The 20,471-nt window shown below is 46.8% G+C and carries 21 protein-coding genes and 1 pseudogene; 14 read left to right on the top strand and 8 right to left on the bottom strand.

Annotation, left to right across the window (positions count from 1 at the left end):
- Nucleotides 1-92: 92 nt before the first annotated feature.
- Together BWK47_RS05610 and BWK47_RS05605 are read left to right on the top strand one after the other, a co-directional pair.
- A complete protein-coding gene (locus tag BWK47_RS05610; protein ID WP_237269853.1) occupies nucleotides 93-1,082 on the top strand; it encodes a WD40 repeat domain-containing protein in 990 nt (329 codons plus the stop codon).
- A gap of 181 nt (nucleotides 1,083-1,263) precedes the next feature.
- Nucleotides 1,264-1,533, top strand: a complete 270-nt coding sequence (locus BWK47_RS05605; RefSeq protein ID WP_010872261.1) for a YciI family protein — start codon at nucleotides 1,264-1,266, stop codon at nucleotides 1,531-1,533.
- Nucleotides 1,534-1,578: 45 nt separating this feature from the next.
- On the opposite strand, the gene psbN is transcribed toward BWK47_RS05605, so the two are convergent.
- Nucleotides 1,579-1,710 carry a photosystem II reaction center protein PsbN gene (gene psbN / locus BWK47_RS05600; protein ID WP_010872260.1) on the bottom strand — a complete coding sequence of 44 codons (132 nt, stop codon included), beginning with the start codon at nucleotides 1,708-1,710 and terminating at the stop codon, nucleotides 1,579-1,581.
- An 85-nt stretch (nucleotides 1,711-1,795) separates the two neighbouring features.
- Here psbN and psbH point away from each other — a divergent pair, with 85 nt between their 5' ends.
- The 8 genes from psbH (at nucleotide 1,796) to BWK47_RS05560 (ending at nucleotide 8,256) form a co-directional block, all read left to right on the top strand.
- Nucleotides 1,796-1,990, top strand: coding sequence for a photosystem II reaction center phosphoprotein PsbH (gene psbH / locus BWK47_RS05595; protein WP_010872259.1), 195 nt, complete (start codon nucleotides 1,796-1,798; stop codon nucleotides 1,988-1,990).
- A gap of 324 nt (nucleotides 1,991-2,314) precedes the next feature.
- The gene (gene petC, locus BWK47_RS05590) at nucleotides 2,315-2,857 is read left to right on the top strand and encodes a cytochrome b6-f complex iron-sulfur subunit (protein WP_020861638.1); all 543 of its coding nucleotides are present in this window, start codon (nucleotides 2,315-2,317) and stop codon (nucleotides 2,855-2,857) included.
- 112 nt (nucleotides 2,858-2,969) lie between these two features.
- Nucleotides 2,970-3,956, top strand: coding sequence for a cytochrome f (gene petA, locus BWK47_RS05585; protein WP_162327889.1), 987 nt, complete (start codon nucleotides 2,970-2,972; stop codon nucleotides 3,954-3,956).
- 174 nt (nucleotides 3,957-4,130) lie between these two features.
- Nucleotides 4,131-4,547 (top strand): DUF3110 domain-containing protein, encoded by a 417-nt coding sequence (locus tag BWK47_RS05580; protein WP_237269851.1) that lies wholly within the window; start codon nucleotides 4,131-4,133, stop codon nucleotides 4,545-4,547.
- 157 nt (nucleotides 4,548-4,704) lie between these two features.
- The gene (gene murQ, locus BWK47_RS05575; RefSeq protein WP_162327887.1) at nucleotides 4,705-5,622 is read left to right on the top strand and encodes an N-acetylmuramic acid 6-phosphate etherase; all 918 of its coding nucleotides are present in this window, start codon (nucleotides 4,705-4,707) and stop codon (nucleotides 5,620-5,622) included.
- Between the two features lie 53 nt (nucleotides 5,623-5,675).
- Nucleotides 5,676-7,187 carry a site-2 protease family protein gene (locus BWK47_RS05570; RefSeq protein ID WP_162327886.1) on the top strand — a complete coding sequence of 504 codons (1,512 nt, stop codon included), beginning with the start codon at nucleotides 5,676-5,678 and terminating at the stop codon, nucleotides 7,185-7,187.
- 31 nt (nucleotides 7,188-7,218) lie between these two features.
- A complete protein-coding gene (locus BWK47_RS05565; protein ID WP_237269850.1) occupies nucleotides 7,219-7,602 on the top strand; it encodes a hypothetical protein in 384 nt (127 codons plus the stop codon).
- Nucleotides 7,603-7,782: 180 nt separating this feature from the next.
- A complete protein-coding gene (locus BWK47_RS05560; RefSeq protein ID WP_162327884.1) occupies nucleotides 7,783-8,256 on the top strand; it encodes a M67 family metallopeptidase in 474 nt (157 codons plus the stop codon).
- On the opposite strand, the gene BWK47_RS05555 is transcribed toward BWK47_RS05560, so the two are convergent.
- On the bottom strand, nucleotides 8,239-10,014 hold the full coding sequence (locus tag BWK47_RS05555) for an N-acetylmuramoyl-L-alanine amidase (protein ID WP_162327883.1): 1,776 nt from the start codon (nucleotides 10,012-10,014) through the stop codon (nucleotides 8,239-8,241). The two genes, BWK47_RS05560 and BWK47_RS05555, sit on opposite strands and share 18 nt — an antisense overlap.
- 119 nt (nucleotides 10,015-10,133) lie before the next feature.
- Here BWK47_RS05555 and uvrC point away from each other — a divergent pair, with 119 nt between their 5' ends.
- Nucleotides 10,134-12,014 carry an excinuclease ABC subunit UvrC gene (gene uvrC / locus BWK47_RS05550; RefSeq protein WP_162327882.1) on the top strand — a complete coding sequence of 627 codons (1,881 nt, stop codon included), beginning with the start codon at nucleotides 10,134-10,136 and terminating at the stop codon, nucleotides 12,012-12,014.
- Nucleotides 12,015-12,057: 43 nt separating this feature from the next.
- Here the strand turns inward: uvrC and BWK47_RS05545 are convergent, their stop codons facing one another.
- The 5 genes and pseudogenes from BWK47_RS05545 to fabG form a co-directional block, all read right to left on the bottom strand.
- On the bottom strand, nucleotides 12,058-12,504 hold the full coding sequence (locus tag BWK47_RS05545; RefSeq protein WP_237269848.1) for a clan AA aspartic protease: 447 nt from the start codon (nucleotides 12,502-12,504) through the stop codon (nucleotides 12,058-12,060).
- Between the two features lie 448 nt (nucleotides 12,505-12,952).
- Nucleotides 12,953-14,176, bottom strand: a pseudogene (locus BWK47_RS05540) (ABC1 kinase family protein); the annotation flags it as partial.
- Between the two features lie 20 nt (nucleotides 14,177-14,196).
- A complete protein-coding gene (locus BWK47_RS05535; RefSeq protein WP_162327880.1) occupies nucleotides 14,197-14,703 on the bottom strand; it encodes a hypothetical protein in 507 nt (168 codons plus the stop codon).
- A 228-nt stretch (nucleotides 14,704-14,931) separates the two neighbouring features.
- Nucleotides 14,932-15,741: an aminotransferase class IV gene (locus tag BWK47_RS05530; protein ID WP_162327879.1), complete on the bottom strand. Its 810-nt coding sequence runs from the start codon at nucleotides 15,739-15,741 to the stop codon at nucleotides 14,932-14,934.
- The gene (gene fabG, locus BWK47_RS05525) at nucleotides 15,741-16,484 is read right to left on the bottom strand and encodes a 3-oxoacyl-[acyl-carrier-protein] reductase (RefSeq protein ID WP_162327878.1); all 744 of its coding nucleotides are present in this window, start codon (nucleotides 16,482-16,484) and stop codon (nucleotides 15,741-15,743) included. Before fabG ends, BWK47_RS05530 begins: the two co-directional genes overlap by 1 nt.
- 117 nt (nucleotides 16,485-16,601) lie before the next feature.
- Here fabG and BWK47_RS05520 point away from each other — a divergent pair, with 117 nt between their 5' ends.
- The 3 genes from BWK47_RS05520 (at nucleotide 16,602) to aat (ending at nucleotide 19,560) form a co-directional block, all read left to right on the top strand.
- Complete coding sequence (locus BWK47_RS05520; protein ID WP_162327877.1) at nucleotides 16,602-17,894, top strand: aldo/keto reductase; 1,293 nt, start codon at nucleotides 16,602-16,604, stop codon at nucleotides 17,892-17,894.
- Between the two features lie 121 nt (nucleotides 17,895-18,015).
- Nucleotides 18,016-18,909 carry a lipoyl synthase gene (gene lipA, locus BWK47_RS05515; protein ID WP_162329620.1) on the top strand — a complete coding sequence of 298 codons (894 nt, stop codon included), beginning with the start codon at nucleotides 18,016-18,018 and terminating at the stop codon, nucleotides 18,907-18,909.
- A gap of 54 nt (nucleotides 18,910-18,963) precedes the next feature.
- Nucleotides 18,964-19,560: a leucyl/phenylalanyl-tRNA--protein transferase gene (gene aat, locus BWK47_RS05510; RefSeq protein ID WP_162327876.1), complete on the top strand. Its 597-nt coding sequence runs from the start codon at nucleotides 18,964-18,966 to the stop codon at nucleotides 19,558-19,560.
- 173 nt (nucleotides 19,561-19,733) lie between these two features.
- Here aat and BWK47_RS05505 read toward each other — a convergent pair whose 3' ends face one another.
- Complete coding sequence (locus BWK47_RS05505; protein WP_162327875.1) at nucleotides 19,734-20,309, bottom strand: Uma2 family endonuclease; 576 nt, start codon at nucleotides 20,307-20,309, stop codon at nucleotides 19,734-19,736.
- Between the last annotated feature and the right edge of the window lie 162 nt (nucleotides 20,310-20,471).

The raw sequence follows: 20,471 nt of genomic DNA, 5'->3' as shown, positions 1-20,471 counted from the left end.
TATTCCCTGGTTAAAATCAAGGTATGAAGCACATATTTAGGTTTAAAAATTATTTTTTCCATTCTAAAAACAATCAATTAAAGCGTTTGCTGTTGGTTGCGTTTCTCTTAACTGGTCTATGGTTGACTCCCCAGCAAGGAAGAGTCTGGGGTCAAGAACAACCTTTTGTGGTTAAAAAAATTGATCTTAGTCAGTATGGAGCTGCGGCTTCCATTGCCCAAGATCCAGAGTCAAAACAGCTAGCCATTGGCTTTTATAATTGCAACTTGATTTTTCTCGATGCTAATTTAAACCAAGATCAGAAAAATAATTTATTTCTTAAAAACTGTAAACGTTTTTTTCGGGCTAGATATGGGGAATTTGGCTCGATCCCTTTCCTTATTTCTTCTATCTACACTGGAAGCAGTGTTTTGCATAACTCCCAGGAAAATTTTGATATTCCCCTCCATAAAGCGGCGGTAACAGATTCATTAATTCTCCAAGATTATCTATTATCATCTTCTGATGATGGCTCAGTGACCATTTCACGATTAATCAGTCTTTCCCCCCCGGAGGTTAACACCTTCAAGCTTTACCAATCTATTGGTGTTGCTAGAAATCTAGCTTTTACCCACACCTCCAATCCAGAAGTTGGCAAAGTTGCTGTTAGTTACGATACGGGGGAAATTGCTATTTTTAATATTGATCATGATACAGCCCGTAACCCCGTTGAACCTAGCACCTTTAAAACAATTAACAGCCGCATCAACACTTTCAAATTTACTCCCGATGGCACCAAGCTACTAATTGGTTACTTTACCGGAGAGTTAGTAGAGCTAGATTTAGCCACCGGTGCCCATAAAACCCTTGCAAAAGTAAACTCATGGCTGAACGCTTTGGATATTAACTCTGAAAATTTAGTGGCGATCGCCGATGATCAAGGCTTTGTTAAAATTATTTCCTTAACCACGGGAAAAATCGTCGAAGAACATAAAATTTCTACTACAGGTATTAACGCTGTCATTTTCACCGATGACCAGACAGTGGTTGCCGCCGATGCCACTGGCATGATTTACCAAGGAAAATTGGCCGGCTCCAATTAGGTAAGGCAACTGCCGTCTCAATGTGCAATGCGGTCTAGTGCTTGCCCAAAATTATTTTGGGAAACTCCCAAGCCATGATTAATGACGATAGCTGGCCAAGAAGGGAAACCTCCCTCCGTTATGATTTAGAATTCTTAGGTAACTTTTATGTATCTGTTGCTGAGAAAGGAGTGTGTAACCAGTGGCTAAGTATGTGCTTTGGGGAACCTATTGTGACAACGTGGAAGAAAAAAGAGCCCCCCACCGTCAAGCACACCTAGATGGACTGAAGGTCCAAAAGGAAAGTGGTGTGTTGGTTACCATTGGACCTACCAAAGATTTACGGCAGGTTTTTGCAATTTACGACGCGCCAGACCAGGACACGGTGGAAAAGTTGGTGCAAGGAGATCCTTACTGGCAAAACGGCATCTGGACAGAGTATGAAGTCAAAGAGTGGATTCAGGCTTTTTAACAGCGAACTAGTGTTTAAATTAAAGACCCTGACGGACTGGTCTGCTTAGTCTTCGTGGTCATCGAAGGGATCACCCAACTCAGCGGACGGAGGGCCAAAGGAAGTGTACACAGCCAGACCAGTGATGGCGATGAGAATGACAGCAAAAGTAATGCTAAGAACTGTTGCGGATTCCATGGGGTAAGATTGATAGTTGTTTCTGTTGTCTTATATTATTACAGAACATTACAAAAACTCATTTAGTCATTTTTACGGGAAGTCTATGGCACAGCGCACTCGGTTAGGAGATATCCTCAGACCCCTCAACTCGGAATACGGTAAGGTCGTACCGGGCTGGGGCACCACTCCTGTCATGGGGGTATTTATGGCTCTTTTTCTGGTTTTCTTACTGATTATTTTGCAGATTTATAACTCTTCTCTGATTCTCGAAGGCTTTAGCGTGGACTGGGCTGGTTAATGGGGGGTTGTTGACATATTCCTGACCCAATTTAATCCCAACTTAATTTTGGTTAACTTTCTTTAGATCCCGCCCCGCCGGGATTTTTTTGTCTTATGGGGCATAGGGGGCCACAAACTGTCATTGGCTAGTCAGGGAATATCGCCCAAAGCCTTGTCTAGATGGGCTGGCGCGTTTTCTGTCATAATCGAACAGGACTTGTTACATTTTTTATTGCAAATCCCCGGGGTAGCGGTAACTTAGCCGGCCTGCCTCTCTGTAACGATGTTGCCGGGGTTTCTCCGGTGAATGTTAGTAAAAATCCTTAAATTTAGACGGTTCATTATGACACAGATTTCTGGCTCCCCTGATGTCCCCGATTTGGGTCGGCGTCAGTTTATGAACTTATTGACCTTCGGTACGATCACTGGGGTGGCGGCCGGGGCCCTCTATCCAGCAGTAAAATATTTGATCCCCCCCTCCAGTGGTGGTTCGGGCGGTGGTGTAACGGCCAAAGATGCCCTTGGTAATGATGTTAAGGTGACGGAATTTTTGGCTTCCCATAACGCTGGCGATCGGGTGTTGGCCCAGGGTTTGAAGGGCGACCCGACCTATATTGTAGTCCAGGGGGATGACACGATTGCCAACTATGGTATTAATGCGGTGTGTACCCATTTGGGTTGCGTAGTGCCCTGGAATGCCAGCGAAAACAAATTTATGTGCCCTTGTCACGGCTCCCAGTACAACGCTGAAGGTAAAGTGGTCCGTGGCCCGGCTCCCCTCTCTTTGGCTTTGGCCCACGCTACCGTTACCGACGACGACAAATTGGTGCTCAGCACCTGGACCGAAACCGATTTCCGCACCGACGAAGATCCCTGGTGGGCTTAGGTTTAGCTTTGCTATCCGTTGAGTAAGCAACACTGTTGTAATTTTGTGTAATTGTCTGAGACTGGTCTTTTTCCCCTACTGTTCACCTAAACCTAATCCGTTCAACTTAACGATGAGAAACCCTGATAATTTGGGGCTGTGGACGAAAACTATGGTTGCTCTGCGCCGCTTCACGGTGTTGGCGATCGCCACAGTCAGCGTCTTTTTGATCACCGACCTTGGTCTGCCTCAGGCCGCCTCTGCCTATCCCTTTTGGGCCCAGGAAACAGCGCCTTTGACCCCCCGGGAAGCCACTGGCCGTATTGTTTGTGCTAACTGCCACCTCGCCCAGAAAGCGGCAGAAGTTGAAATTCCCCAGGCAGTTTTGCCAGACACCGTGTTTGAAGCAGTAGTCAAAATTCCCTATGATCTCGATAGTCAGCAGGTACTAGGAGATGGTTCCAAGGGTGGCTTAAACGTTGGAGCCGTGTTGATGTTGCCCGAAGGGTTCAAAATTGCTCCCCCCGATCGCCTGTCTGAGGAACTGAAAGAAAAAGTTGGCGGCACCTACTTTCAGCCCTACCGGGAAGACATGGAAAATGTGGTCATTGTTGGCCCCCTGCCCGGTGAGCAGTATCAGGAAATCGTTTTCCCCGTGCTATCCCCCGATCCTGCTAAGGATAAAAGCATTAACTACGGTAAATTTGCCGTCCACCTGGGAGCCAACCGGGGCCGTGGACAAATTTATCCCACTGGTTTGCTGAGCAATAACAATGCCTTTAAAGCCCCCAACGCTGGCACCATTTCAGAAGTTAACGCCCTTGAAGCTGGTGGTTACCAACTGATCCTCACCACTGCCGACGGTACAGAAACCGTGGACATTCCCGCCGGCCCCGAATTGATTGTCAGTGCCGGTCAAACTGTGGAAGCTGGGGAATTTTTGACCAATAATCCCAATGTGGGCGGTTTTGGCCAGAAAGATACGGAAGTAGTGCTCCAAAACCCCACCCGGATTAAATTCCTTGTACTCTTCTTGGCGGGGATTATGCTCTCCCAAATTCTGTTGGTGTTGAAGAAAAAACAGATTGAAAAAGTTCAAGCTGCCGAACTTAATTTCTAGTTTATTTCTCCACCGGATTATCCCGTCATAGGGGCGGAGCCTAGGTTCTCCCCTGGGGGCCATCGAAGAATGCTCAGCATGAGTTATGTCGTCGGTGGCCCCATTGATTTTTGCAGAACTGCCCTAGCTCGATATGCTGGTAGGAATAGACAACTTTTAGATTTTGCTGACTCTATGCGTGTTTACGTTCTTTTATTCAACGCAGGTACGGATAATGAAGGCATCCACACCGTACAAATGGGGGGACGCAATAAAATTTTGATGTTCGCTTCCGAGGACGATGCCACCCGTTATGCCCTGCTTTTAGAGGCCCAGGATTTCCCGCCCCCCTCCATTGAAGCCATGGATTCCCGGGACATTGAAGAATTTTGTCAAGAAGCTGGCTATGACTGCGAGGTTGTGGCAGAAGGCATGCTGGCCATTCCTCCGGAAAAAAATGTGGCGGAACCGGAATGGGACCCGGATGGGGTTTTGCAGGCGGCCCGGGAAGCCCAAAACACTGACCAAGGCGAGGGAGAAGAAAAGCCAGACAACGAATTTTCCGATGCTGAACTAGAAAACATTCGCCGTCGTTTGGAGGGGTTGTTGTAGAAAAATTGTGGACATGTCCTTTCTGGTTTTAACTAACCCTTTGACTAGCCATAATTTTAAAGCTTAGTCCCAGTTAATTGACTAAATTTAGTTTGGTTGATTTTGTTTAATCTCTAATTTGTTTTTTCTTTCCCCGATCATCTTTCTCCCATCCCCCATGCCTATGGAAATCTTAGAAGAGCGCGGTCATTTATTAACAGAGCAGGCCAATCCCCAAAGTCAAAATTTGGACCAGTTGTCCAGCCTGGAATTGGTAGATTTATTTAACCAACAGGATCAACTGACGGTGACGGCGATCGCCGGGGCGAGGGAAGATTTAGCGGCGGCCATTGAAATTATTAGTGATGCTTTGGCTAAAGGGGGGAGACTTTTCTACATTGGCGCAGGTACCAGTGGCCGGTTGGGGGTGTTGGATGCGGTGGAATGTCCCCCCACTTTTTGTACACCACCAGAGTTAGTGCAGGGAATTTTAGCCGGGGGAGCCAGTGCGTTACTCCGCAGTTCGGAAGGTTTAGAAGATATTGCGGCAGATGGGGCCCAGGCGATCGCCGACCATCGCATTACCCAGTTGGACGTGGTGGTGGGAATTACGGCCGGGGGTACGACTCCCTATGTCCACGGAGCGTTAGATGCGGCCAGGGCCCGGGGGGCGAAAACGATTTTTATTGCTTGTGTACCGGAAAGCCAAGCTCCTTGCCAAGCAGACGTGAATATTAGACTTTTAACCGGGCCAGAAATTTTGGCCGGTTCCACCCGTTTAAAAGCGGGCACAGTAACCAAAATGGCCTTGAACATCCTGTCTACTGGAGCCATGGTCAAGCTGGGCAAAGTTTACGGCAATCGTATGGTGGATGTGGCGGTAACTAATCGCAAACTGGAAGACCGAGCCATCAGAATTTTGCGGGATTTAACGGATTTAAGCCGAGAGGAAGCGGCGGAGTTACTGGTCGCCAGTGGCCAACGGGTTAAGTTAGCTTTGTTAATGCACTGGTCTGGTTTAAATGCAGAATCTGCCCAGGCTCAACTCGATCGCCATGGGGGAAATTTACGCCAGGCCATGGATGCTGCTCCCTAATCTTCATCAACCCCAGCTGAGAAATAATTCTAATTTCCACACTTGTTTTACCCATGCCCACTACCCTAGACCAGTTTTTAGTCCCCATTGTCTTCGCCATTTTTGCCCTGGCGATCGGTGTTTTAGTCTGGGGCTATCGGCGGGCTAAACCCTTTGGCAAATTGGGAAAACTGGCTTGGCTCCAGTCCGTAGTGCTGATGGCCCCTTGGCTGTTATATTTTGTCCTTTTTAGTTTTGGTTTATCCATCAGTTTGCCCGCAGTGTTGGTTTTGCTGTTGGTGTCGGGGGGCATTTACATCTATCTGGGTCGGCAAATGCGGGAAGAAGGACAAGCGGAACTGTTGCGCCAAAAGGCAGCCCAACGTCTGCAAGATTTGGCCAATGGGACGGATAAAACCACTGTGCTCGGTGACAGCACGGCCAACACAAACTTAGAAGAAACTTCCCCCATTCCCCCGGAAGATTTGGCCATTATTAAAGGCATTTTTAGCATTGATAGCTTTTTTGCCACGGAAACCATTGCCTACCAGGAAGGGGCAATCTTTAAAGGTAATTTGCGGACGGAAGCGGAGGATGCTTTCGGTAAACTATCGGGCAAACTGAAGGAATTAATGGGGGAAAAATATCGCCTTTTCCTAGTGGAAGGGAGTGAAGACCGCCCCGTGGTGGTGATTTTACCCAGCACCAATGACCCCCAACCCAGCACCTTAGCCCAGAAAAATTTGGCGGTGGTGTTACTGGTGGCCACCATTGTGACTACGTTAGAAGCCAGTGCGGCCCTGTTGGGCTTTGACTTAGTGGACAATTGGCAACGGGTGGGAGAAACAGTTCCCCTGGCGATCGCCGTGGGTATTATTTTGCTAGCCCATGAATTAGGTCACCTCTGGCAGGCGAAAAAATGGGGAGTCAGGTTGAGTTGGCCTTTCTTTCTACCCAACTGGCAAATCGGTTCCTTTGGGGCCATCACCCGTTTTGAATCCCTTTTACCCAGCCGCAATGCCCTCTTTGACGTGGCGATCGCCGGGCCGGCGGTGGGAGGATTAGTTTCTTTACTATTTTTGATTGTGGGACTGAGCTTATCCGGGGGCAATAATTTATTTCAACTGCCGGTGCAATTTTTACAGGGTTCCCTATTGGTGGGCACGTTAGCCAAATTAATTTTGGGCAGTGCTCTCAAAAGTAGTGTTATTTCCATCCATCCCTTGACGGTTTTAGGTTGGCTTGGTTTGGTGATTAATGCTTTAAACTTATTACCCGCTGGCCAACTCGATGGGGGCCGGATTGTCCAAGCCATCTACGGCCGTAAAGTAGCCCGCCGCACCACCATTGCCACCCTAGTTATTTTGGGTGCTGTTTCCCTATTTAACCCCGCTAATCCCATTCCCCTCTATTGGGCGATCGTGGTTTTATTTTTACAACGACAACTGGAACGCCCCAGCTTAAACGAGTTGACGGAACCGGACGACACCAGGGCCGGCTTGGGTTTACTAGCCCTATTGTTAATGTTGCTGACCCTGATTCCCTTTAGCCCCAACTGGGCCTTGAGGCTAGGCATTGGCGGTTAATGGACTTCCAATAGTGAAAATTTCAACATCCATGCCCCATCGTTTAATGCCCGACCAGTGTTTAAGTAAACCCGCCTATCGCCTTTACCAAGCGGGGGTCTATGGTCGTTGGACAGTGGTGGCCTTGCTGTGGTTAACCCTTGTTCCCTGGTCTATTTGGCAGTTTCGCCAAGATATTGCCCTGTTACAGGACCATTTCACCTGGGTTGCTATCCGTTATGGCTTTGCCTTTCAGTTAGTGCCTGCTTTTACTTTGTTTGGCAGTATTGGTTTTACCGGGGCGGTATTGATTCGCCAAAGTTGCCATATTCTTTGGGGTCTATCCATTAGGGAAAGGAATAATCTCATTCGAGGTACGGCTAGAATTCGTAAAATTGGTCCCCGCCATCCCCTCTGGCGTTGGTTATTCCGTTAAAGCAGGCAGGATTTTTCAACCTTTTTGCAAAATTGTTGATGGTCTAAAAGCCTCTTTTAAAAGCCACCCACCCACCCAACTTTGGGGAGAAACTGGGTAAAGTTTCCTCAGTATTACCGGAGTAATTTAGGGGCGGAATCAAACTTTCTGAAGACCTTCCAAAACGAAAAATTAGTAAAAGTGGTCCAACTAAGTCTGAGTCAAGTTCACCAAGACCAAATTTATCGCCATGGGGAACGGTGTTATCCGGAGGAATGTTGTGGTCTTTTACTGGGGAAAATATTAATTGGAGAAAATGGTCATCGCCATTGGCAAGTAGTCGAAGTACAGCCAACGGAAAATTGCTGGGGTGATGTGGAAGAATTTCAGCAGGATAATCATCAGGGAAATAAGTTACATTACTTTGCCATTGACCCCAAAGTTTTGCTTTCCGCCCAAAAAGATTGCCGCCAAAAAGGGTTAAGTATTATCGGTATTTTTCATTCCCATCCCCATGGCCAGCCCATACCGTCAGAATTTGATCGGGCCATTGCTTGGCCAGAGTATATTTACCTCATTGCTTCCGGTGAAAATGGAAGGTTCAATACCAGTAGAAGTTGGTACTTAAACGAAGCAGGAAACTTTATGGAAGTGGACTCAACGTTGTTGCTGTAACCAGGTGGTAATGCCCGCCGCTAAAGCCTGCACCAATTGTTCCTGGGTTTGGGCATTGGTAATCCACTCGAATTCCTGGGGACTAATCATAAACCCCAATTCCAACAACACTGCTGGGGCAATGGTGGGACGGGTTAAAGCCAAATTATTCCAGTAAACTCCGTGGGAATTTCTGCCTAAATTTTCCACCAAATACCGCTGTAAAAAATTAGCTAAATCCGCCGCTTGGGCATTGTACCAAAATGTACTAATACCATCGGTTTCGTTGGGATTACCGCTATCGGGTAATGCATTGTAATGGATGGAAAGGGCGATCGCCGGTTGCACTTGGGCAATCTGGGTTTGGCGATTGACTAGGGAAACAAATTCATCCTTGGTGCGGGTAAGGTGAATATTCGCCCCCTGGGCCCGCAGGCGATCGGCCAACCGCTGGGAAATTAGTAGATTGATATCTTTTTCAGCATAACCTGTCGGCCCCACTGCTCCCGATTCACTGCCCCCATGGCCCGGATCGAGCAGAATTTTTACTCCTTGCAAGTTACCGGGTTGGGAAGAAATATGGGGAGGATGACGCAAAGACAAAATTAAGGTAGTGCCTTCATAACGCAGATCGTAACCCCACTGTTGATCAGTTTTAAAAGTGAAATAATAATCAATCTGATCTGGACTAATTTGTTGCCAAGTTAAATTGCGAATAATGGGGTCATTATCAAGGCGGATAGTATCAGTTTGGGCAGTGGTATTGTAAATACTTAAAGTCAGCCCCATTTCAGTTTGATGTACTGTTACCGGCACCGGCAATTGCAAAGGAAAACGCATTTCTGTACGATCGCCAAAAACTTGGTAACCCACACTGCGAATTAGGGAACGAGGCGGAGCTTGGCTCGGTAAAGTACGGGTTTCATCTGCTTTAATCCAGCCGCCATAGTCCAACCGCAACCAGTCTCCATCCTGACCAGTGACGCTAGCCTGACTACTCTGGGGTAAAGGAGTTAACCGGGAATAATCGGTACCGGGCCCGGTGCGAGCAACCCCCGCTTGACTGGTAACCACAATTACCTGGGGGCGATCGCCATTGAGCAAAGTAACGCTACCGGGGCCAGGAGTGGAAAAGTTTTGTCCCCGCCATTGCAGATTAAATTGAGGCGTTCCCAATTGGGCAGGTAAGTTAGTCACATTCAAACTTTGACAGCCTTTATACTGATCCGCTGCTGTAACTTGGGGCTGATTTTCTCCGTGCAAAATGGTGTTATTGGGCGGTAACTGTACCACATTGCCCTGGGGGGTGAGGGGAATGGTTTGGCCCGCCAAGGTCACCGTGGCCATGGCATCCGTAGGGGCGATCGCCGTAAAGCAAATTGGTTCGCCAGCAGGACGACTGATGGGCACAGCGGGGGTGAGGGAGCCGGCGGCAAAACCACCTTGGGGGGACAATGTGGGGCCAGTGCCAATGCGGGTAATGGTACGCTCAATCCGTTGGGACTCTGCTTGAAAAACAAACTGATTTTCCCCCATCTTGAGAGGGATTACAGGGGCAAAATTGCCTTGGGGACTGCGTTCAATGGGCTGGCCATTGAGGGTAACGGTCACATTTGGAGCGGCAGAACCAATGAAAAAAATCGTCGGGCTACTGGTTTGGTGATTTTGGGGTGGATAGGCCAAAAATAAGGGCTGACTTTGGGCTAAAGCCGGCATAGTGAAAACCGCCGCTGCCCCCCCACCAATCATTGTTCCCAACCAAGATTCCATTGCCATCATTGCGAAAAATTCCCGTTTTAAATCAGCCAATTGTATTAATTAACCCAGCCCAGACGCAAATTGCCAAGCCCTAGTTTTCCCTTCTACCATAGAAAAACATTCGCTCTTTTGCTTAATCAATGGTTGCTACTGTTTCCTCTACGTCTCTTCTTGAACAACCAGAATTATTAGAACGGCGTCTCCAGGAAATTCCCCAAGAGCCGGGGGTTTACTTCATGGGCGATCGCCAAGGAGAAATTCTCTACATCGGCAAGGCAAAAAAATTGAGAACTAGGGTTAGATCCTATTTTCGGGATTCCCAACCCCACACTGCCCGCATTGCTTTGATGGTGCAACAGGTAGCGGAAATTGAGTTTATTGTCACCGATACGGAAGCGGAAGCTTTAGCCTTAGAAGCTAATTTAATCAAACAACACCAACCCCACTTTAATGTTCTGCTTAAAGATGACAAGAAATATCCTTATGTGTGTATCACTTGGTCAGAAATCTACCCCCGTATTTTTATTACCAGAAAACGCCGTTTAAACCAGGCTAAGGATCGTTACTATGGCCCTTATGTAGATAGTTTTAGTTTACGGCAAACATTACGATTAATACAGCGTATTTTTCCTCTGCGGCAACGTCGTCAGCCCCTATTTAAACATCGTCCTTGCTTAAATTATCACATTGGCCGTTGTCCTGGAGTTTGCCAAGAATTAATTACCCCAGAAGATTATCGCCAAACCTTACAAAAAGTCGCTATGGTTTTCCAGGGACGTACCCAGGAACTGCATCAATTGTTAACGCAACAAATGGAAAAGGCGGCGGCAGATTTAAAGTTTGAACAGGCGGCTCTAATTCGAGACCAAATTAATTCCCTCGGCAAACTCAACACGGATCAAAAAGTTTCCTTACCCCAGGACACTATTTCTAGAGATGCGATCGCCGTGGCTAGTGATGGACAAATTAGCGCCATTCAATTATTCCAAATTAGGGCAGGGAGATTAGTGGGAAGGCTGGGATTTTTCGCCGATGGAGTGGAGTCGGAGTTGGAAAAAGGGGAAGTATTACAGCGGGTTTTAGAACAGCATTATCAACAGGTCGAAGCGGTGGAAATTCCCAGCGAAGTCATTCTGCCCTGTGCTTTACCTGATCGAGAATTGCTCAATGATTGGTTAACTAGCCAACGGGGAAGAAAAGTAACTTTTAACCTTCCCCAAAGACAAACCAAAGCTGAGCTATTGGAAATGGTGGAACGTAACGCCCAGTACGAGTTAGAGAGGTTACAAAAACAGACTGCTAAAAACGTTACAGCGCTAGAAGATTTAGCGGAAATTTTAGATTTAGAAACTTTACCAAAACGCATCGAAGGTTATGATATTTCCCACATTCAGGGTTCTAATGCTGTAGCTTCCCAAGTTGTATTTATTGATGGAGTGCCAGCCCAACAGTATTATCGCCATTACAAAATTAAAAACCCGTCCATTAAAGTCGGTCACTCCGACGATTTTGCCAGTTTGGCAGAAGTTATTACCCGCCGTTTTCAATCCTCTGTAAAAGGCAAAAAAAATCAACAGGATTGGCCAGACTTAATTATGATTGATGGCGGTAAAGGTCAACTATCAGCGGTGGTTAAGGTGCTGACGGAAATGGATTTGCTGGATAAATTTATGGTGGTCAGTTTAGCGAAACAAAGGGAAGAAATTTTTCTACCGGGAGAATCCCAACCCTTGCCCACCCACGCGGAACAACCTGGGGTGCAATTATTACGCCGTTTGCGGGATGAAGCCCATCGCTTTGCGGTCAGTTTCCACCGTCAACAACGGCTTAGTAAAAGTCGGCGATCGCGCTTGGATGAAATTCCTGGTTTAGGTTTTAGTCGCCAAAAACAATTGTTAGCCCATTTCCGTTCTTTGGATTATATTCGGGAGGCTAGTGTCAAACAATTACAGGAAGTACCAGGTATTGGTCCTCAGTTAGCCCAGACAATTTATGATTACTTTCATCCGGTTAATTCATAATCACATATTGCTTAACTAATTTAGCTATTAATTAATAATTAATTTAAATCTCGAGTGCAGTTTTTACCAGCGCCGCAGGAATATTAGGACTTTCAGGATTGACGGTAATGGTTTGTGAACGGGGACTAATAACTAAATCCATATCTTCCAAAGGAACAGCCCCTAGCAAAACTGCATCTCCTAAGACTAGGGCTCCAGTAAAACAATTACGATTACCAAACCTCACTTGCACTGGTCCCACATAATCAACTAGTCTTTTTTTGCTGTCGGCAGTAGTAACTTCCCGTTGTTCCAACGTTTCTAACTTAAGTTGAATCACAACATGCTCAGGAATACAAAGTGTAATCGCCCCTGTATCAACTAAGGCATTGACCTTCATTGGTTGTAGAGCCTGTTCTTTGGGATTGATAAGCTCAATATTGGCATAAACTAAACCCATTTTTTTAACCTCAAATAAACTATAATGTTTTGACCCTAATCTGGCAAACATAAACTTTTTTCAGACAGCCTAACTATTATTTTAATCTTCCCGATCGCAGGATGCTAATTACCAACCAAAAACCAATTACCGTAGCGGCCACAAACAAAATATTGGCAATTAAAGTTAGCTGTTGATCATTGCCAGTGGAAAGAATTGCTGCCCCCATAATTAGGGAACCAAGCACAATGCTGAAAGAGAGACGGTTGGCAGACTTATCGATGGTGCGACGAACTGGCTCCAACCCCTCTAGCCGCACATTCCATTGCAAAGTTTCCGTTGTCAGACGATCGAGCAACACGTCCATTTGCCTGGGGGTTTTAAGGGAAACTGCTTTTAGATCTAAAACAGTTCTTAATGCTGTTTGCAAAGGGTTAGTACCAAATAGTTGCCGACGGAAAAGATCGGTAATAAGAGGATTAATTTCGGTGAATAAATTTAACTCAGGATTAAATTGTCGTCCGGCGCCTTCTAAATTGGCTAAACATTTAGCATACAATCCTAAACAAGCGGGCACTTTGAGTTTATTTACCCTGGCAATGCGGAGAAATTCATAAACTACTTCACTGAAGTTAAATTCCGACAAACTTAAGTCATAATATTTCCGCAACATCCGTTCGTAATCCACCTCTAGCCGCTGGAAGTTAACGCGACCAACCGATTCTGATAACTCCACCGTTAACTGAGCACAACGTTTGGCATCCAAATCAACGATCGCCAAAAGCATTTCCGTTAATAATTGTCGGGTTCGGGGATCAAGGCGGCCCACCATGCCGCAGTCAATGAGGGCTAAACGACCATCTGCCAAGTAAAAAATGTTGCCGGGGTGGGGATCAGCATGGAAAAAACCATCCACATAAAGTTGTTGGAAAAAGGCTCGGAATAATAGGGTAGTAATTTCTTTTTTACGTTCGATAATATTTTTTTCACCGGGAGGCTGACTCAAATCAGCGGTTAAAATGGGCACTCCATCCAGCCATTCCAACACTAGGAATTTTGGGTTTGTTAACTCCCAATAAACCTTTGGAATTACTAGTTGATTGGGATCAAACCAGGTGGTTTTTGCTAGGTTAGTCCGCAAATTATTGGTATAAGCCGCTTCTGTATCAAAATTTAATTCTGCTTTGACCGTTTGGGTAAATTCATCGGCGAGCTTAACAATGTCGTAATTCTGACCAAATTCTGTCAGGGCTAATAATTCAGCCACATCTTTGATCAGTAAACTATCTTGCTCCACAATCACGTCAATGCCGGGGCGTTTAACTTTAATGGCAACGGTTTCTCCGCTTTGCAGTACCGCTCGATGGATTTGACCAATGGAGCCGGCGGCAATGGGAACCGGTTGAATTTCTTGAAACGTCTCCCCCAGGGGTTGGGGAAATTCCCTTTGCAACAAGTCCTCAATCGCCGACCAGGGCAGGGGAGGCACATTGGATTGGAGGGCGGTGAGGGCGTTGATATAACGGGGTGGTAAAAGGTCTGGCCTGGTGCTGAGCAGTTGCCCTAACTTGATATAAAACGGCCCCAACTCGACGAGGATTTTGGTGAGAACTTCCGGCGTCGGAATTTGTGGTTCCCCCACTTTCCCCAGGGTTAAGAGGCCGTTCATATAGTCCCAGCCGTTGCTGAGCAATACTTTAATGATCTCGCCACGGCGATCGCCGGCTTGAGGTAGGGCAAACATTAAATTTCACTAGAAATTGGTCAATGGCGCACTGCTCCCTGGTAAGACCAGCGTAGGAGAGTTAGTCCCACCGCCAATTTAACTAATTCTAGTCCCCAATAGAGCCAGTGCAAGGGCATCATGGCCGCCGGCATTTCCCCTGTACTGGTAAAGCTGGCCATATCAAAGCCCAAATCAGTGATGGCCGGGGTCAAAATATAGGTATAAACAATGGCGATCACCAACAAAACAACGGCTAAAATGCGGCTGAAACGTTGCCCTGAGACCGAGAAAAATCTCTGTTGATGGAGCAAAAAGCAACCAGACAGTACTAAACCGGCAAATAATAGTTCTAAGTGATTAAAAACAGAAAATAGCAAATGGCCAGCACTGATAAAACCCGGCTCGGCCATCATCCCGGCGGCGGACAGGCTGGGCACCACCAGTAAATCCATCACCAAGCTACCGGTGAGCCACATGGCCAAACTGCCCATCACGAGCAGGGGCCAATCCACCATGGCAACGGTTAATTTAGCGGTACGGTTCATAGATCACCTCACTCTGGTTTACAGAGTTATATTTAAAATTCAACTAAAATTCAACAACACTCAATCAAACTGGAATAATGGGGCAAAAATTACCCAAGAAATAATTGCAGATACCTTCATTATTGGCAGGGGATTCAGTTCTGAGGAAAAAATTGAGACGGATCTTTACAGAATCGGAATAAATTAGGTCTTTTCGTAATTTTTGTTTACGTTGGCTTGAGTAACAATTCAGCAATTCGTTAGCCAATACCTAGCTAATAGGTAATATTCCCTACTCCGGGCAGAAGCAAAATTCAACCATGGTTGCCCTTCCTCTCCCACCTGATTGATGGGGACAATTTCGACGCCGCTATTGCTGTAGGCCAAACCCTGAAAGGTGCGGACTAAATCCTTTGACCACTGATCGTCGTGGATAATCAGACCTTTATTCTCCAACCATGTCCGCAAATGTTGGAGGGTAATGCCTGGTAATTGTTGTCCTGTTAAAGGAGGCGTAAAAAATTCTCCATCCCGCCAACCCCAAAGGTTCCCCGTGGCTGTTTCCAACCAATGGCCATTCGTATCAGTCAAAATTGCTTCCTGGGCATTATTTTCCTGGGCAATGCGCTGGGCCAACCAGGGGGCTAAATAATTGCCCGTTTTTAATTCTGCGAGGGAACGTTGGTAGCGACCGCGGGGCATCAACCAAGCTTTAATGCCTAATTGTTGCCTTTGTTGCAAATCCTCGGCCAATTCCCGCCCCGTAATTAATACTTGACCAGAGGGAAAACAGGTTACACGCAGGATCGGGTAATGCTGACTCAAATGCCGAGCCGCTTGCTCTATCTGTTCCAAATCCGGTGCCGGCCATTGCAGGGCAAATAAACTCTGCTGTAGGCGATCGCCATGGTCAGTCCAGTGAGTGAGGGGATGGTCGAGCCATTGTTGGTAAACCCTCAGGGTGGTAAACACTGTGGCCCCGTACAGCAACCCCGGATCGTTAACTGGTAAAGAGATTACCTCCTGCTCAAACCATTGACCGTCCCACCAGTACAGCATTAGAACATTACCATGCCGCCATCCACATTAAATGTTTGTCCCGTGATATAGGCCGCCGCTGGATCTGTGGCTAAAAAACGGATGGTGCCCGCCACTTCCTCCGGTTGACCATAGCGAGCCAGGGGAATAAACTGCAAAATTGGCTCTGCATTGAGATTTTCCGTCATATCCGTGGCAATGAAACCGGGAGCTACGGCATTGACAGTTACCCCTCGACTGGCCAACTCTTTGGCAACGGTTTTAGTAAAACCAATTACCCCAGCCTTAGCGGCGCTGTAGTTAGCTTGCCCCGGATTCCCCATCATGCCCGCTACAGAAGTGATGTTAATGATGCGCCCACTTTTTTGCTTGAGCATCAACTTAGACACCGCTTTGGTGCAAAGAAACACCCCGGTTAAATTCAAGTCAATGACCGCTTGCCAATCTTCCAGCTTCATTCTCAACAACAGCGTATCCCTGGTAATGCCAGCATTGTTCACTAACACATCGATGCGACTAAATTTATCCAGCGTGGTTTTAATCAGTTGATCCACTTCGTCAGCGTTAGCCACATTGGCCTGCACGGCGATCGCCTCTCCCCCGTTGGCAATAATTTCCGCTACCACAGCATCGGCGGCCGTACTGGATTGAGCATAGTTCACCACCACTTTCATGCCCGTGGCAGCCAGGGCCAAAGCCGTCGCCCGGCCAATACCTCGGGATGCCCCCGTTATCAATGCCACCTGTGCCGTTAATGCCGTCATAAACTGTTCTCCTATAGGGACGTAATCAGCAGCCAATCAGCCATTACGCCGTAATTTCACAATGCAAACCGAGTTTTATTTTAAGGGCTTTGCGTATCCGTCGAGGAACTTACCTGGGTGCCCAGGGGGCTTTGGGTTACCCTAAAAAATAATCAAGCAATGACATTTCCCGATCGCAGTTCCGCAAATTTCCCCAACCCTATGCTTTATCGACGTTTTGGCTGTACTGAATTGTCCATGCCGGTTTTTTCCTGTGGGGGCATGCGCTATCAGTTCCAATGGCAGGATGCGCCCTTTGCCCAGGTTCCCAAGGATAACCAACACAATTTGCAAAGTACCATTGAGCGTTCCCTGGAGTTGGGCATTAACCACATTGAAACAGCTAGGGGTTATGGCACTTCCGAAATGCAGTTGGGAAAAATTTTGCCCCGGTTACCCAGGGAAACATTGATTGTGCAAACAAAAGTTAGTCCCAAGGATGACCCCAAGGAATTTCGTCGGGAGTTTGATAAATCTTTGGGCTATTTAAATCTGGAATATGTCGATTTGTTGGGTATCCACGGCATTAATAACCGGGAAACCCTAGAGCAAAGTTTACGCCCCGGCGGTTGTTTGGATGTTTGTCGGCAGTTACAAAGGGAAGGCCGAGTGCGTTTCGTGGGTTTTTCCACCCATGGTCCCACCGCCATCATTACCGAAGCCATTAATTCCGGGGAATTTGATTACGTCAACCTCCACTGGTACTACATTTTTCAAGATAATTGGCCGGCGATCGCCGCTGCGACAACCCAGGATATGGGGGTATTTATTATCAGCCCGTCCGATAAAGGGGGACAACTCTATAACCCGCCCGAAAAGCTAGTGAATTTATGCCAACCCCTCAGCCCGATCATATTTAATAATCTTTTCTGTTTATCCCATCCCCAGGTACATACCCTCAGCATTGGCGCATCGCGGCCGGCGGACTTTGATGAGCATTTAAAAACCTTGTCTTATCTAGCTTCAGACCAGGAGACCGAAAAAGTTCTGCAACCAATTTTGGCAAAGCTCCATGGGGCCATGGTGGAAGCTTTAGGAGAAGATTGGGTCAACAGTTGGCGCATCGGCTTACCCACCCCGGAGCAGACCCCTGGGGAAATCAATATCCCTAAAATTCTCTGGCTTTATAATCTTTGCCAAAGCTTCGACCTGGTGGAGTACAGCAAAATGCGCTACAACCTGTTGGGCAATGGCGGACATTGGTTCCCCGGCCAACCGGCTAGCAACTTAGATCGGCAAAAACTCTGGCAATGTCTAGCTCCCAGTCCCCACCGGCAGAAGGTTTTGGAAGTTTTACAGGAAACGGATCGCTTGCTTAAAGGAGAAACGGTGCAAAGATTGTCCCGTCAGCAGGTGGCCAAAACTAGCTAGTGGTGCCGGGAAAAATTGTTAATGTTTTGGTGTGTTGACCAATACCACCCACGGCGATCGCCATGACTTCCGATTCGATTTGATTAGGTTGACCTATTTTGACCTGTGCCCCAACAACTCTATGGATACCCCTTCCTTGCCCCGTGAGTCCCCCCCCCGCTTACCCAGTTGGCTAAAACGGCCCATTGGTAGAGCCAGCGAATTATCGACAGTTCAGCAGATTATTAAACAGCGCCAAATTCACACCATTTGCGAAGAAGGCCGCTGTCCCAATCGGGGGGAATGTTACGCCAACCGAACAGCTACTTTTTTATTAATGGGCCAAATTTGTACTAGGGCATGCGGTTTTTGCCAAGTGGAAAAGGGCCAGGCTCCCATGACATTGGATCAGGATGAGCCGAGAAAAGTAGCGGAAGCAGTGCAATTGTTAGGGCTCAAATATGTGGTATTAACTTCCGTTGCTAGGGATGATTTAACCGATGGCGGTGCAGGCTGGTTTGTGGCGGTGATGGAGCGTATTCGCCGGGATAATCCTGCTATCCAAATAGAAGTTTTAACACCGGATTTTTGGGGCGGTATGGGTAGGGAAAGAAGCCAAAAAGAGCGAGTACTCACGGTGGCCAAAGCCAAACCGGTTTGCTATAACCACAACTTGGAAACGGTGGCTAGATTACAGGGTAAAGTACGACGGGGGGCAAAATATCAACGCTCCTTAGATGTGTTGCGCTGGGTGAAGGAATTTGATCCCGACATTTTCACCAAATCTGGGTTGATGTTGGGCCACGGGGAAACGGTGGATGAAGTGGTGGAAACCCTCAAGGATTTGCGCTCTGTAGGTTGCGATCGCCTGACGTTGGGGCAGTACATGCAACCGTCCCTAGACCATCTGCCCGTGCAAAAATATTGGACCCCAGAGGAGTTTGATCAGTTGGGGGAAATTGCCAAGGAATTGGGCTTTAGCCATGTGCGATCAGGACCATTGGTGCGGAGTTCCTACCATGCCGGAGAAGATTAGCAAAAATAATAATTGACTCCCAGGAATTACCAGGCAATTGCGAGGAAATGAAGGGTGAAAATTGATGTTGACTATGCCATTGCTCAATATGCCCAGGGTCTGTTTTTAATGGCCGATGATCGCCATGGATTGGGCTGGTATTCGAGCGATCGTCATGCCCTAATTCCCCTGGATGATCAATTTCGTTATCCCAAATCCTTGCAAAGGGTGCTCAATCAAAATCGTTTCCAAGTCAGAATTAATCAAGCTTTCACCGCCGTTTGTGAAGGGTGTGCCGCTCGCCCTGAAACTTGGATTTCTCAAGAATTAATTGAGGTTTACCATACTTTTCATGTGGCCGGTTGGGCCCACAGCTTTGAAACTTGGTATGGCGATCGCCTAGCGGGGGGAATTTTAGGCATTGCCATTCGGGGGGCTTTCATTGGGGAATCGATGTTTTATACCATTCCTGAAGCTTCCAAAGTTGCCATGGTTAAACTGGTGCAACATCTACGACAACGGAGCTATCAATTATTTGATGCCCAGCTACAAAATCCCCATCTAAAACGGTTTGGTGCCTACGAAGTGGAAGAAAAGGCCTATAAAAAGCAATTAGAAAAAGCGCTCAATTATCGTTGTCACTTTACTTCTGAACCTGATCTTTATGATTAGATTATTAGTTTAGTTGTTTGATATTTTATCTTTCATAAAGGAACGATACTTCCTCCTACTCATAACTGATTCAATACTAGTCTGAACCTGACGAATAAAAATAGGTCTATGTAGTTGAAATCGATTTTCTTAAGCTTTTTTCTGAAAATCTTTTGAGTTGGGTAATGAAAAAATTATTCCCATAACCAGTCAATTTCTAAAACAAAGTTCAGTAAAATGTTCTCTCCTAATAATTGATTGGGTTTAACCAAGATTTCTTTGGGCAGATTATTGCGATAAACTTCCACCCGTTGACTTTGGGGGTCAATTAGCCAACCTAGGCGTAATCCAGAAGCTAAATATTCTTCCATTTTGGCTTGAGTTGCAGTTAAGCTATCGCTAGGAGAAATGAGCTCCAACACAAAATCTGGGCAAATGGGTGGAAATTTTTCTCTTTCTTCGGTAGATAAATCTAGCCAACGTTCCTTTTTGACCCAAGCTATATCGGGCGATCGCCGTCCCCCTTGAGGGAGCTGAAAACAAGTGGAGGAATCAAAAACAAAACCCAATTTATGTTTTCGGTTCCAGATAATAAAATCGCCAATTAGTTCTGCATTTTTGCGACCAGTTTCGCCACCCGTGGGGGACATAATCAGCAATTCTCCTTGGGCATTTTCTTCAATGATTAATTCAGGGTTCTGTTGACAGATCTGGAAAAATTTATCTGAATCAATGGCGATCGCCGGCTGTAGTTTAAGGGTAGTTGTCATATTCTCTCCTGGTTAGAAAGGTGATGATTATGAGCCGTCTAGCTCCTCCTTTTAAGAGCATGTTTGCAACGTTTTAGTTTGCTTCCTCCATCGACCCACTCCGAGGACCACAGTGCTGGAGGCTTTTTCTCTGGCTTCTCCCAGCTTTAGGAACCGAAGGGC

The organism is Synechocystis sp. CACIAM 05 (genome assembly GCF_010222815.1).
Lineage (GTDB): Bacteria > Cyanobacteriota > Cyanobacteriia > Cyanobacteriales > Microcystaceae > Synechocystis.
Note: the sequence above shows the minus strand (reverse complement) of the source record. Positions and strands in the feature narration are given on the sequence as shown.